The sequence below is a fragment of the Nocardiopsis alborubida genome, from assembly GCF_012396365.1.
Classification (GTDB): domain Bacteria; phylum Actinomycetota; class Actinomycetes; order Streptosporangiales; family Streptosporangiaceae; genus Nocardiopsis; species Nocardiopsis alborubida.
The window spans coordinates 237,288-250,426 of the sequence record NZ_JAAXPG010000002.1 but is presented as its reverse complement, the minus strand read 5'-3'; the positions used below and the strand labels follow the sequence as shown (position 1 = coordinate 250,426).

Sequence of the window (13,139 nt, the reverse complement as noted above, 5' to 3'; positions counted from 1 at the left end):
TTCGCACCTCGAGTGAGGTCACGGACACCGGCCTTCTGTAAAACCCTGAACTCAGGTCGAAGTAGCCGCAACGCAAGGATCGCGGTGACCTCGGGACCAAGGTCCCGATCTTGGCCTGTGGGCACTGGCTACGCTGGCACCACATCCACACCGTTGGATCTGACGTATGGAGGAGTCATCCGCATGGGGACGGCCATCTGTGGCAACTGTGGTCGCCCACGCCAGGCCTCGGTGTCGGGGTGCGAATGCGTCCCCGCCTGGTTCTGGACGGAACCTCAGGTAGCGCGTGCTGTGGCTGAGACAGACGCCGCCGAGGTGATCCGTCAGCTACGGCGACGCGTACCCGGATTGAAGCAGTGGGCCCTCGCGCGGATGTGCGGCGTCCATCAGAGCACCATCAGCCGTGTGGAGCGCGGTCGCCCGCTCGACCGTAACCTCGCCCATACCGCGCTCGAAGGCCTCGGCGCCTGGGACCACGCTCCGCTTTCCCCGCAGTCGCCTCCATCTCAGCAGCGCGACCCTGTGTGGAAGCCTCTGGCCTCTGCCGATACCGACACTGTGGGCTGGCTCAGTAGCGAACTCCAACGCCTGGAACGCGACTACGACGTGCTGCCTTCAGCCTCCGTGCTCGCCGAGGCCGGACAGCTCCACGGCGCCCTCATCAGGACCAGCACCAGGTCTGCATCCCAACTTCACATGCTGCTGGGCCTCAGAGGCAGGTCAGCCCTGCTCATGGGACAACTCGTCTGGGATGCTTCCCACCGCAAGGACGGCTCCACCGCAGCCATGTACCTGAACGAAGCGGTCCTGGCCGCCCAAGAGAGCAGGGACCGCACGGTTGCCGCGAAAGCGCTCCTGCGACGCGCGTTCATCCCTCTCTACAGCAGCGGCGGAGACCTTCACGAAGCCCTGGCCAGCGCGCAACGCGCCTCCCACGCCGCCGAGGGCCACCCCGCGACCCAAGCCTCGGTGGCCCTGCACATCAGCGAAGCCCACGCCCGCATGGGCAACCGCGCCGAGGCCGAACACCACTTGGACGCCGCCGACACCTACGCGCAACAAGCCGACCTCGACACCGACGAATGGTCGGGGCGCCGTCTGCGCATGGCCGGCTCCATCTACCTCGCCCTGAACTGTCCTGACCGGGCTCAAACCCTTCTGGAGCAGGCCGTTCCTCTACTGCATGGGCGTGTCAAATCCCAAGCCATCGTGGTCGCCAACCTCGCCTTGGCCCACATACGCCAACGCCGCCCCGATCACGCAGTACAGTCCCTCCAACAGGCCTTGGGCATGGTCGAAACCACCTGGGCTGGCGGTGCCCTCCCCCTGGTCGCCACAGCCTCACGCGAACTGCGACCGTGGCGCCGCGAGCCCTGGGTCGCTGACATCCACGACCGGCTGTTCACCTTCCTCGCTTCCTGACACCGAAAGCAGCACATGAACACCAAGGAGCAGGTGCGCCAGCGCGTCTGGGAACGCATGGACACCGCAGGTGCCGGCCGGACCGGTAGCGTCCAAGGCAAGATCCCCGACTTCCACGGCGCACCGGATGCCGCTCAACGCCTGAGCGAGCATGAACGGTGGCGCGCCGCGCACGTGGTCAAGTCCAACCCCGACAAAGCCCAGGCCGAAGTACGAGAGGCCGCGATCGACGCGGGCAAGCAGGTGTACATGGCCGTGCCCCGCCTGGCCAGCCTCCAGCCCTTCTACTCCCTGGACCTTGCCCTGGGAGTGCCAGGGCGTGTTTCTGCGACGAAGGCGTGGGCCGCTGAACACGCCCCGCGGGTGACGGTGCCCCAGATGCGCCCCGTGGATGTGGTCGTGTGCGGAAGCGTCGCCGTCAACTCCGCCGGAATCCGCCTCGGCAAGGGCGCCGGCTACAGCGACATCGAGATGGGCCTGCTCGCCGACGCTGGGCTCATGGGACCTGAGACGTTGATCGTCACCACCGTGCACGACCTTCAAGTCCTCGACGAAGACCTGCCCGAAGGGCCCCATGACGCCAGCGTCGACCTCATCGTGACACCGACACGCACCATCACCTGCCCACCCCGACGCCGACCCCAGGGCATCTTCGCCGAGGCGTTGAGCACCGAACAGAAGACGACCATCCCGGCACTGCACCCGTACCTCCAAGCTCAGTGAAACGCGACGCAGCACCACGTGCTGGCGTGCCACACACCATGGCCTCGACACTGCGGCTGAAGATCCTCAGGACCAAAGTCCCGAGCCTGGCCGGAGGCAACTGGTTACGCTGGCACAACCCGAACAGGGTTCACCCTGCATATGGAGGAGTCACCCACATGGGGACGGCCAGCTGCGCCAACTGTGGTCGCCCACACCAGGCCTCGGTTTCAGCGTGCGCATGCATCCCCGTGTGGTTTTGGGCTGAACCGGACGTAACCCATGCTGTAGAGCGAGGCGAAGCTGCTGAGGTCATCCGTCTATTGCGTCGCCGCGTGCGCGGGCTGACTCAAGAACACATCGGCACGATGTGTGATCTGTCCCAGAGCACGATCAGCCGTGTCGAGTCCGGCCGTGATCTGGAAGGAACCCGGGCACAGCGCGTACTCGAAGGCCTGGGCGCCCCAACCGTCGACGTCACTGGAGAGGACGCAGCACACCCTGTTCCAGTGCCACCGGCCACGGGGACCGACGTCGTAGCGGACACACGACTCGCGGCACTGCGACGGACTGTTCATACCTACGATCTGCCTGAGGACGGGCCGATTCGCCCTCTAGGACAGTTGCGACGTTACGTCGCTGCTGTGGTCCAAGACCGCCTGAACTCGCGCTACGAGCGTCTCCTGGACCTGCTGCCCACACTGCTGCCCGAGCTGACGCGTGCTCTGCACACCCACCACGGCACCCAACGTGCTCACGCGGCCCGGCTTCTGGTCCAGACCTACCGTGCAGCGGACGCCATCGCCGACAAACGCGGCCTGCATGACCTGTCGGCGCACCTGATTCACATCATGCGCTGGGCCGCCGCCCAGACCGACGACGAGACCGTCCAAGCCATGGTCGCCTACGTGCGCGCGGAGACCTTCTTCACCACCCACAGCTTCGAACTCGGCCGCCGCCACCTTGACACCACCGCTGACCGACTCACCCTCGCGTCCCCACACGCACAAGCCACCTACGGCGCCCTGCACATGCGCGCCGCCGTGCTGGCCGCCCGAGGGGGAGACCTGGACCAGGGGCGTGACCACCTGGCCGAAGCACGCCAGGCTGCGGCCTCCACAGCCGAAGGCGTCTACGCCGGGACCGCGTTCGGCCCCGCCTCGGTGCGCATCCACGAGGTCACCTTGGCGGTCGACTCGGGAGAGCCTGTTGACGCCCTCGCCGCCGCGGCCGGCTGGACGCCTCCCCTGACGCTGCCCGCCGAACGCCGCTCCCACTTCTACGTCGACCTCGCCCGCGCCCAAGCAGGCACCGGCCGCCCCGAACTGGCCCTGTCCGCGCTGGAGAGCGCCTGGCAGACCGCTCCCGAACACACCCGGGTGCACCCCCAGGTGTACGGCCTACTCACCGACCTGGTGCGGGGACCGAGCCGTCAGCGCTCCGCAGCGACGGCGTTCGCCATCACCGCGGGGATCCCTCTGCCGACCTAGGAGTTGGCCAGCAGGTCGGGGAGTGGGTCGAGGGAGTCGATCACCCAGTCCGCCTGCTCGCGCACCACCGGATCCTCGGCCCACAGGTGCCCCCACGGGCCCCGGCGGATCAGCGCGGTGCGCAACCCGGCCGCGCGGGCGGGCACCACGTCGTTGTCACGGTGATCACCCACGTACACGATCTCCTCCGGCCGCCCCGGCGCCATCTCGACGACGCGTGCAAAAAAGTCCGGGTCGGGTTTGGCCACACCCCACTCACCCGACGTCGCAACCGCATCCACCGGCAGCTCCAGGGCGCGCAGCAGCTCGGCAGCCCGGGACGTCTGGTTCCCGGCGATCCCCACCCACAGGCCCGCCTCCCGCAACCCTTTCAGACCCGGTCGCACGTCCGGGTACAGGTCCTCGTCCTCGATCAGTTCACCGCACCCGGCGTCCTCCCGCAGCTGCCGCTCAGCCGCCAAATCGAAACCTGGTTGGAAGTACTGGAAGGTCTCGGCGTTGTTGCGTCCCTCGGCGGTGACCGCGCCCAGTACAGCGGAGAAAGTGTGGCGGGGCACGCCGATCCAGTCGGCCCAACGCCCCCATTCGCGGGTGTCGTCCAGCAGCGTCTCACCCACATCGAACACTACCGACCGGACCACCACGACCTCCTCCAGCACCAAGGGGCTTTACACCGGACACACCCTAGCGAGCGCGACGACCCTGACCAGACAACCGATCCGGTTCCGCCGTCCGGGCAGGTGGACCTGGTGACCGTCGTTGAGCTGATGGGACACGCCGACCTCAACACCATTCGCCGCTACGCCCTGCCGTCCAAGGCGGATAAGGTCGCCGCCTTGGACGTGCTCACCGTCGATCGATGACCGGAGCCCTGGTCGGGCCCCGTATCGCACGAGCCGTGAACGCGCCGGGATGGACTGGTTGATGCCCTTGGCCCCTCATCCAGCGCTGTAGGGGTCGGTGCGGCATCCTGAGGACGTCTTTCTTCCATGCCGTCCACCATCGAAGGAGCCAGCCATGACCAGGGCCGAGCCCACCGTAGACGTGTGCGTTCTGCTCACCCGCCAGGACGGCCGGGTCCTGCTCGGTCGTCGCCAAGCCACAGGGTTCGCCGACGGCCAGTACGGCATCCCCGGCGGGCACCTGGAGGTCGACGAGTCCGCACCCCAGGGAGCGGCCCGTGAGCTCAAAGAAGAGCTCGGCGTGGTCATCGACCCCGCCGACCTGGTGTGCGCGCACGTGGCCCATCACCGCAACAGTAAGGGCAAGACCCGCATCGGGTTCTTCTTCACCACCACACGTTGGCAGGGCACCCCGACCAACATGGAACCCGACCTGTGCTCGGGCTTGTCCTGGGAGGATCCGGCCGACCTGCCCAAGACCACGATCCCCTACATCGCCACGATCATCGACCGGATCCGGTCAGGTGAAACCTTCTCCACCCACGGCTGGGACCGGGCACACTGACCCCAGAGCGGCCAGAACCGTGGTCGCCCCGACGTCACCTACAAGGTGGTGCCCGTGCCGACCTCCCCCCACATCGGCCCGCAACTGGTCCAACACCGGCGCAGGCGTGCTCTGACCCAGGAAGAACTGGCCGCCGCAGCCGGAGTCAGCGTGGACGTGGTGCGCCGGCTGGAACAGGGCAGACGTACCAGCGCACGCCTGTCCACCCTCGACGCGCTCGCCGATGCCTTGGGGTGCCCCACAGCCGCGCTGTTCACCCCCGAACAACGCACGGCGGTCGAGCCCCTCCTGACGGTCGATGGCATCCGACACGCCCTCACCGCGCCCGAGGCGCTCGGCCTGACCGAGCCAGCTGAACCCGAGCCCGCAGACCTGGCGGAATTGCGCGAGCAGATGCGACGGGTGTGGGCGCTCTACCAGGACGGCGCCTACACCCAGGTCACTGTCCGTCTGCCCGAACTCATCAGCCAGGCTCGCGCCGCCGCCCGCGAGAGTGGCGAAGACGCACAGGTACAAGCCGAGGGCATCTTGGCCACCGCCTACCAGGCCGCGGCCGGGGTCACGATCACGCTGGGCCACAAGGACCTGGCGTTCCTGGCGGTGGAGCGGGCCATGGCCGCCGCCCGCGCCAGCGGATCGCACCTGCACCATGCGGCCGCCGCGAACTTCTTGTCCTGGATCTACCGTCGCCAGGGCCGCCTGGATGATGCCGAAAAGATCGCTACCCGTGCAGCTGAGACCGCCGAACCTTCCTGGAGCGGTGCCAGCGAGGAGGAACTGGCGGTGTTCGGTGCGCTGCTGGTCAATGCCGCTGGTGCGGCTGCCCGGGCTGGAGGGGCACGACGCTGCCGTGACCTGACGGCTGTGGCACGGTCGGCCGCGGAACGCCTCGGGCGCGATCGGATCGACCAGTGGGCGGTGTTCGGCCCCGGGGTGGTGGCGATGACTGCCGTCAACGACGCCGTTGAGCTTGACGACCTGGATTTGGCCCACCACCTCATCGGACAGGTGCCCACCACGCGCGGAGTGCCGGCGTCCTGGCAGGCCCGCTATCTGCTCAACTGCGCCCACACCCGTGTTGAACTCCGGCATGACCAGCAGGCGACAGCGGCACTGCTGGAGGCACACCGTATCGCTCCCGAGTGGGTGCGCTACCACCCTCAAGCCCGCACCACGGCGCAGACACTGTTGGAACGCGGCAACGGACGACGCACCCCAGGTCTCATCGGACTCGCCCGCCGGTTGGAGGAGTGAAGAGGACCAGGCAGCGCTATATCGCGTCGGCTACCGACACGGTCCACTGACGATGGGGGAGCCCTCGCCCGCGTGAACCTTTGGAAGGTGGGCACGGCCCTCACCTGCGCGGGTAGGCCACTACGGCCCACCGCACCGGACGCCGTCAGAGCACAGGGGCAGCATGGCCCTTCACTCCATGGGGGAGCACGCTTACTTTCGGTGAGTGCAGGGGCTCGTTTACCGCGACGAGCCCAGAAGAACCGAAGGGAAGGTGACGCCCATGGACGCCGTGTTCGCCTACACGCCGCCCCAGGCCACCACACTCGGCACCGTCCACACCCACACCCTGGGCGATGTCCCCGAGGACAGCGAGGACAACGACCGCTACTTCACCGACGTCGGTGTCGGCGTCGACGACGCATAGCTCTTCGCTAGGTCGCCGCCCACCCGCACGGTGGGCGGCGACGCCCTCTGCTGGAAAGGACATCCCTGTCGATGCGCTGGGTCGCCGGACACCACCACACCCACCCTCCGCACGCCGCCCCCGCCACGGCCATCCCCCTCACCGTCCACCACATGCCGGTCTGGATGATGGACGCGCCCCCGCACCGCACGGTGACCACCGATCAGGCCGCCGTCACTGTCATCGGCCGCTGCGCAGCCAGCGACATTGAACTGCGCGCCGCAGCGGAGAAGGCGTTGCGGACTCGGGATTGGTCGGTGTTCACCCACTGGGCAGGCTCCTACCTCACCGTCCTCACCACCAGGCAGGAGACCGTGGCGGTTCCCGATCTGGCTGGTGTCTGGCCCCTCTACTACACCCACCACGACCACGGGTGGTTCTGGGCCACCCGCGCCCGTCCCCTGGCACAGGCCACCGGTGCAGCGCTGGATGTAGAAGCGCTGGCTGCGCACCTGGCCGCTCCCTTGGTCGAAGAGTTGCGCTCAACCCGCAGCCTGTGGCACGGCATCCACCAGGTCCCACCCGGCCACACCCTGCACCTGACCCACGACCGCGCCACCACCATCGCCCCCGCTCCCCTGTCCGGCCTGGACCCCGGCCAGGTCCCGGAACGGTTGCGCACCACCCTGACCGAAGCCGTCGCCCTGCGCACCCGAGAAGGCGAACAGGTGAGCGCAGACCTGTCCGGCGGCATGGACTCCACCACCATCGCCCTGCTCGCCGCCCGCACCACCGAGGTGTACGCCGTCACCTACACCGCACCCGACCTGGGCAACCACACCGACCTACACCACGCCCGCACCGCGGCGGCCACCACGCCCGCCATCACCCATCGCCTCGTCCACGGCGGCCCCAACACCCTGCCCTACACCGACCTGCACCAGACCACGGCGACCGACGCCCCCGCCCTGGACCTACGCGCCTGGAGCCGCCACCGGGCCTACCTCACACCCGCAGCCGAAGCGGGCAGCACCGTGCACCTGACCGGCAACGGCGGCGACAACGTCCTGTCCACCGGCCCCGCCCACCTGGCCGACCTCCTCGCCAGCGGCCACCACCGCCGTGCCTGGACCCAGACCCTCGCCCACGCCCGCCTGTGGCGCGTACCCGCCCACCGCCTCGCCTGCGCCGTTCATCACTTGGCCCGCACCCGCTACCCCGACGCGCTGCGGGCCTTGGCCGACAACCTGGAGCACCGTGCTCGGCCCCCGCGTTTGGAACGCACCCTGTCCTGGACGGCTCCGACCGCCACCGCGGCCTGGCTCACCCCGCCCCTGTGCCGCCTCCTGGCCCTCCAGACCCGCCACGCTGCCGAAACCCACGACCACGCAAGGCTCCTGCCCGGACAGTGGGCCGACCACCGGGGCCTGCGCTACTACGCCGCCGGCCACGCCACCTTCCGCGACCTCGCCCACTACGACCTCGGCGTGGACATCAGCGCCCCGTTCCTGGACAACGCCCTCGTACGCGCCACCCTGACCGCCCCTTCCTGGACCCGCGCTGACGCCCACCGGTTCAAGCCCACCCTGCGCCAGTCCATGACCGGAGTACTGCCGCCAGGGGTGTGGGAGCGCGCGTCGAAGGACGCCTTCACCACCCACGCCTACCAAGGCCTACGCCGCAACGCCTCGGCCATTCGAGATCTGCTCACCACCGCCCACCTGGGTGAACTCGGCGTCATCGAAACCGCACCCGTGCTGGCGGCCTTGAGCCGTGCCGTGGACGGGCGTACCGCACCCCTGGGAGCCCTCGCCCAGATCATCACCACCGAAATGTGGGTGCGCTCCCTGGCAGACGAATCCGCCTGGTGGACCCACCCGCACCGCACCGCCACCGTGGGGGAGAGGCCGTGATCGGCCGTGTCCGCCCGACCCGATGGGCCGCCGTGGCGATGGACCCACACGGTCGCGGCGCACTGATCCTGAACCTGCGCGACGGCTCCTGGACCCACCTCAACCCCACGGCCGCTGCCTACTGGAACGAAGCCCTCACCGGGGGCCGCACCCACCTCGACGCACTGACGGCCCTGGCTGAGCGCTTCAACGTTTCCCCCGAACGCTTGGACGCCGACCTGGCCCCACTCCTGGACAACCTGTGCCAACGACGCCTCATCACCACACAGGAGCCCCGGTGACCAGTCCCATGGCCCTACCCAACCACCACAAGTCGGTGACGTGGCAGTCCAAGGCGCTCGCCACGCTGGCGTTCATCTGCGCGATCTGCCTGCTCCGCCTGCCCTTTCGGACTACCATCGCCACCATCGAAATCCTGCACCGGCTCCCGCTGACCACCCCCACCACCGCGGACACGACCATCGCGCGCCTCGCGAACGCCTGCGCCCGCGTCGGTGCTTGGTGGCCAGGCCGAGCCGCCTGCCTGGAGACCTCACTGACCCTGGTTCTCGCCGCCGTCTTCACCGGCCGCCGACTCCACTGGTGCCTGGGCGGCCGGTTCGACCCACCCGCCACCCACGCCTGGGCCCAAACCCCCGACGGCACCCCCGTCGGAGAAGACGACACCACCGTCTGGCCGTGGACCACAGCCCTGTGCATTTGACCCGCCCACAACGAACCGGATCCTCCAATGACCGACACCACGACCACCCCGCCTGTCGTCACCGCGGCCCTGGCCCGGGTGGACGAGACCCACTACCGCGGCACCGACAAGCGCGCCGTCCGACAGACCACCCCCGCCTCGGTCATCGAACGCCACCTACCCCTCCTCGACATCCAAGAAGGGATGCGGGTGTTGGAGATCGGCACCGGATCCGGCTACTCCACCGCGCTCCTGGCCGAACTCACTGGCCCCCACGGAACGGTGGTGTCTGTGGACGTCGAAGCCGACCTCATCATCCGCGCCACCGAACTCCACCGCCAGGCCGGGTACACCACCATCACCTCCCTGGCCGGAGACGGCTACCAGGGCGCCCCTGGCCAGGCGCCTTTCGACCGGCTCATCGCCTGGACCACCCCGCCCCACCTGCCCACCGCCTGGGTCGAACAGGTCCGCCCCGGCGGGATCATCTTGGCCCCGCTGGTGTGCGCACCGATCGCCTACTCCACCGCCATGGCTCGCATCACCGTGGCCAACGACCACACCCCTGGATCCATCACCTTGTCCCGGGGCCAGTACGTGCCCATGACCACCCCCGCCCTGGACCGGTCGCGATACGCCACCGTCTCCCGCATCATCGACGGTGAACGCAGCCCCTCCTACATCTCCGCTCCTTGGATCACCGCTACCGATGACCAGGACCTGGCCGAGACGGTGTTCACCCGCATGCTCCACGCCCCCCACACCGAGCCCGTCGATGTCGGCTGGCCAGAGATCGAACACTTCAAGCTCTGGGCCATCGCCCACAAACCGGCCGGGCTGACCATGGCCCACCGCGGCAAGGAGACCATGGTCGGCATCACCACCCCCGACCACGCCGGATTCGCCGCTCTGTTCCCCGAACCCCGGCTCATCGCCGATTCGGCTACGTCACCGCCCCTAGAGCACGTTCGCGACCTGATCCAGGAGTGGAAGGAGCACGGCCGACCAACGATTGACACCTTGGGCGTGCACGCCACACCCATCGACCAAGGGTGGGCGCTCACGCTAGCCCCCGCCCCAAGAAGCGTCGCCTGAACACGCGCCCTGCGTCCGACGGCCTCCCCCAAGCCCGATAGAGCCCACCTCTGCAGATGACTGAGGCCAAGGCGCTTCTGCTACCTTCACCCGACGTGACCACTCAACGAAACAGGCACCATGACCAGCACCACCACCCCATCGGCGCACACCTTGCGCGAGGCCATGGTCCGTAAGGTGGTCGCCAACCGCGCCCACGTCGGCGTGCCTTTGGCCCCGGCCGTGGAGGAGGCCCTGTCCCAGGTGCCGAGAGAGGCGTTCTTGCCCGGCTTGGAGCTGGGTGAGGTGTACGCCGACCAGGCGGTGGTGACCAAACGCGACACCGGGCGCGGTGTGGCGCTGAGTTCGGTGTCCGCGCCCACCGTCATCGCGCTCATGCTCGACCGGGCCGACATCCGCCCCGGCCACCGGGTCCTGGAAATCGGGTCGGGCGGCTACAACGCCGCCCTGATCAGCGAACTCGTCGGGCAGCACGGGCAGGTCACCTCGATCGACATCGACACCGACGTCATCGACCGCGCCCACCGCTGCCTGACCGGCGCCGGGTACACCGACGTGCACCTGGCGGTGGCCGACGGCGAGTACGCCTTCTCCTCCCGGGCCCCCTTCGACCGCATCATCGTCACCGCCGGCGCGTGGGACGTGCCCGCCGCCTGGGCCGAGCAGCTCGTGCCCGGGGGGCGTCTGGTGGTGCCCATGCGCATCCGCGGGCTGACCCGGTGCCTGACCCTGGAGCACACCGGCCAGGGACACTGGTCGGCTCTGTCCCAGGACCTGTGCGGGTTCGTGCGCATCACCGGCGCGGGCGAGCACTGGGAGGACATGCCCTACCTCAACGACACCGACGGCCAACGCGTCGGGTTGCGGCTGGAGGACGGCCCCGACGTTGACGTCCAGGCCCTGCGCACCGCGCTCACCCAGGAGCCCGTTACCGCCTGGTCGCAGGCCCTGGTGGCTTATGACGAGGCCACCGACGCCCAGGACCTGTGGCTGGCCACGGTGATCGACGACTGGGCGCTGCTCACCGCCGACCCCGGCGCGGTCAAGGCCAAGCTGGTCAAGCCCACCTGGAACCACGGCACCCCCGCCCTCATCGCCCCCGATGGGGCGAGTTTTGCCTACCGCACCCTGCGCCGCCACCCCGACCGTGAGGACCGGTGGCAGTTCGGCGCCATCGGTCACGGCCCCACCGGCGCCGCTACCGCCGAGCGACTGTGCGCGCTGATACAGGAGTGGGACCACGACTATCGTCACGGCCCCGACCCCAGCATCACCCTGGTCCCGGCCGACACTCCCAACGACCAGCTCCCGCCTGGACGCGTCGTGGACAAGCGGCACACTCGGTTGGTCCTGAACTGGACGAATAGGCCCTGAAGGAGAGGCCGCTCACCCGTAAAGTCCTCAACGTCGTGGAAGTTTCCACCGGGAAGTTCACCATCTTGTCCTGGACGGGACAGGAAGACCCCGTCGTCCTCCGTCTGCGGACGCGGACCCTGGCCGCGACTTAAGGTTCCTAATACGCTGCAGCACTTGCCGCCCGCATCAGTTCACGCACCGATATCGGTGCCGCAGCGCGCTCGCTGAGCCCTACGGTGCGGGCGAGCAGAGCGTTGGTGCGTGCTGACCGCACCTGCCCCACCGCAGGGATCACCGCTGTGGTCAGTACTTCCTGGGCGGCGCCCCATGCCCTCAGATGCACCAGCGCGTGCAGTTGGTGGACCGCATCGACCAGCGGCCCGCGCGGGTAGCGGGCAGGACGCTGCTCCCGAGCCAGCGCGAACAGCTCCTGGGCCCGGTCCCAGTTGCCGTTGTCGGCGTGGATCATGGCCTCGTGCCAGGTCAGCTCACTTTCGGTGATCCACCACGCCCAAGGCGGGTCATCGTCATTAGCGCCGTCTTGAAGACGAGAGCGAGCTCGGCGCAAGGTACCCAAAGCACGGATCGGCGTGTTGCTCTGCCCTTGAGACCGCGCCAGACGAAGCTCGAACAGGCAGGTCAGACGGGAGGAGAGTTGCTGGTCGAGCACATGTTCGCATACCTGGCGAGCCTGAAGGGGCAGGCGTTCGTGAGCATCGTGCATCGCAAGCTGTGACAAGGCGAACAGCTCACCGCCGCGGTCCTCACCCACACGCGCCGCCAGAACCGAGGCGCTGGTCAGCCGACGAGCCAGCACGTGCTCGTCGGCATCGAAGGCCAGCCACCCGGCTACCTGCAACGCCTCCGCGGCCGCCGAGACCACGTCCGCTGACGCTCCCGCTCGTGCGCTGGCGTGGGCCGTGCGCGCCGCGCGCACCGCTGCGGGCACCAGATCTGTTCCGCCCAAGGCCACGTCCAAAGACACCAGATGGGCGCTGGTTGACCGAATACGACTCGCCTGGGCCGGTGCTCCCGGTTCGACCGGCTGGTCAGCGAACACCTCGGGGTCGACCTGGAGCACCTGGGCCAGCAACAACCGGTAGCGCTCACGGATACCGCTACTGCCTGCTTCCCAGGCCCGGATCCGTCGGGCCAGGCTCTCGGCAGTGGCGGTGTTGTGCCGACCGGCGGCCTGCACCAGTTCCACCGCGAGCCGGTGCACGTCCCATCCCAGCTCGGTGCGCTGCTGCCGTAGAGCCTGTGCCCACCTGGGCAGGTGCGGGGTCTGTGGGGTCATGGCCCGTTCCTTCCCCCGGGACGGACAGCGGACGCAACCAACGTCCGTGTTCGTCCGCGAACGTCACTGGTACTGC

General features: G+C 68.7%; 13 protein-coding genes and 1 pseudogene. 12 read left to right on the top strand and 2 right to left on the bottom strand.

Translation table 11 applies throughout. The features are described from left to right. Positions 1-291 precede the first annotated feature (291 nt). The 4 genes and pseudogenes from HGB44_RS03470 to HGB44_RS32630 all read left to right on the top strand — a co-directional run bounded on the left by HGB44_RS03470 (position 292) and on the right by HGB44_RS32630 (position 3,614). Positions 292-1,422: a helix-turn-helix domain-containing protein gene (locus tag HGB44_RS03470; protein ID WP_061080298.1), complete on the top strand. Its 1,131-nt coding sequence runs from the start codon at positions 292-294 to the stop codon at positions 1,420-1,422. A gap of 15 nt (positions 1,423-1,437) precedes the next feature. After that, on the top strand, positions 1,438-2,145 hold the full coding sequence (locus HGB44_RS03465) for a 5-formyltetrahydrofolate cyclo-ligase (protein ID WP_061080297.1): 708 nt from the start codon (positions 1,438-1,440) through the stop codon (positions 2,143-2,145). 38 nt (positions 2,146-2,183) lie between these two features. Continuing rightward, positions 2,184-2,585 (top strand): annotated as a pseudogene (locus HGB44_RS32635) (helix-turn-helix domain-containing protein); the annotation flags it as partial. 183 nt (positions 2,586-2,768) lie between these two features. Then, positions 2,769-3,614, top strand: a complete 846-nt coding sequence (locus HGB44_RS32630; RefSeq protein WP_231972405.1) for a hypothetical protein — start codon at positions 2,769-2,771, stop codon at positions 3,612-3,614. Here the strand turns inward: HGB44_RS32630 and HGB44_RS03455 are convergent. Beyond that, on the bottom strand, positions 3,611-4,273 hold the full coding sequence (locus tag HGB44_RS03455; RefSeq protein ID WP_231972401.1) for an HAD family hydrolase: 663 nt from the start codon (positions 4,271-4,273) through the stop codon (positions 3,611-3,613). The two genes, HGB44_RS32630 and HGB44_RS03455, sit on opposite strands and share 4 nt — an antisense overlap. 358 nt (positions 4,274-4,631) lie before the next feature. Here HGB44_RS03455 and HGB44_RS03450 point away from each other — a divergent pair, with 358 nt between their 5' ends. The 8 genes from HGB44_RS03450 (at position 4,632) to fxlM (ending at position 11,784) form a co-directional block, all read left to right on the top strand. Beyond that, positions 4,632-5,081, top strand: a complete 450-nt coding sequence (locus HGB44_RS03450; protein ID WP_061080295.1) for an NUDIX hydrolase — start codon at positions 4,632-4,634, stop codon at positions 5,079-5,081. Positions 5,082-5,135: 54 nt separating this feature from the next. Further along, complete coding sequence (locus HGB44_RS03445) at positions 5,136-6,335, top strand: helix-turn-helix domain-containing protein (RefSeq protein WP_210751120.1); 1,200 nt, start codon at positions 5,136-5,138, stop codon at positions 6,333-6,335. A gap of 262 nt (positions 6,336-6,597) precedes the next feature. Continuing rightward, on the top strand, positions 6,598-6,741 hold the full coding sequence (locus tag HGB44_RS03440; RefSeq protein WP_168443933.1) for a hypothetical protein: 144 nt from the start codon (positions 6,598-6,600) through the stop codon (positions 6,739-6,741). Positions 6,742-6,812: 71 nt separating this feature from the next. Continuing rightward, positions 6,813-8,633 (top strand): albusnodin/ikarugamycin family macrolactam cyclase, encoded by a 1,821-nt coding sequence (locus tag HGB44_RS03435; RefSeq protein WP_061080293.1) that lies wholly within the window; start codon positions 6,813-6,815, stop codon positions 8,631-8,633. Positions 8,634-8,671: 38 nt separating this feature from the next. Beyond that, positions 8,672-8,914 carry a PqqD family protein gene (locus tag HGB44_RS03430; protein ID WP_233458568.1) on the top strand — a complete coding sequence of 81 codons (243 nt, stop codon included), beginning with the start codon at positions 8,672-8,674 and terminating at the stop codon, positions 8,912-8,914. After that, complete coding sequence (locus HGB44_RS03425; protein WP_061080291.1) at positions 8,911-9,336, top strand: lasso peptide biosynthesis B2 protein; 426 nt, start codon at positions 8,911-8,913, stop codon at positions 9,334-9,336. Before HGB44_RS03430 ends, HGB44_RS03425 begins: the two co-directional genes overlap by 4 nt. Before the next feature lie 27 nt (positions 9,337-9,363). After that, positions 9,364-10,410, top strand: a complete 1,047-nt coding sequence (locus tag HGB44_RS03420; protein WP_061080290.1) for a methyltransferase domain-containing protein — start codon at positions 9,364-9,366, stop codon at positions 10,408-10,410. Positions 10,411-10,530: 120 nt separating this feature from the next. Continuing rightward, entirely contained in the window at positions 10,531-11,784 is a 1,254-nt protein-coding gene (gene fxlM / locus HGB44_RS03415) for a methyltransferase, FxLD system (RefSeq protein ID WP_061080289.1), read from the top strand. A gap of 139 nt (positions 11,785-11,923) precedes the next feature. Here fxlM and HGB44_RS03410 read toward each other — a convergent pair whose 3' ends face one another. Next, complete coding sequence (locus HGB44_RS03410; protein WP_061080288.1) at positions 11,924-13,063, bottom strand: hypothetical protein; 1,140 nt, start codon at positions 13,061-13,063, stop codon at positions 11,924-11,926. Positions 13,064-13,139: the final 76 nt, after the last annotated feature.

Coding starts and splice junctions, on each gene's coding strand:
- HGB44_RS03465 (WP_061080297.1), top strand. CDS start 1,438: ATGAACACCAAGGAGCAGGTGCGCCAGCGCGTCTGGGAACGCATGGAC.
- HGB44_RS03420 (WP_061080290.1), top strand. CDS start 9,364: ATGACCGACACCACGACCACCCCGCCTGTCGTCACCGCGGCCCTGGCC.
- HGB44_RS03450 (WP_061080295.1), top strand. CDS start 4,632: ATGACCAGGGCCGAGCCCACCGTAGACGTGTGCGTTCTGCTCACCCGC.
- HGB44_RS03430 (WP_233458568.1), top strand. CDS start 8,672: ATGGACCCACACGGTCGCGGCGCACTGATCCTGAACCTGCGCGACGGC.
- HGB44_RS03435 (WP_061080293.1), top strand. CDS start 6,813: ATGCGCTGGGTCGCCGGACACCACCACACCCACCCTCCGCACGCCGCC.
- HGB44_RS03410 (WP_061080288.1), bottom strand. CDS start 13,063: ATGACCCCACAGACCCCGCACCTGCCCAGGTGGGCACAGGCTCTACGG.
- HGB44_RS03440 (WP_168443933.1), top strand. CDS start 6,598: ATGGACGCCGTGTTCGCCTACACGCCGCCCCAGGCCACCACACTCGGC.
- fxlM (WP_061080289.1), top strand. CDS start 10,531: ATGACCAGCACCACCACCCCATCGGCGCACACCTTGCGCGAGGCCATG.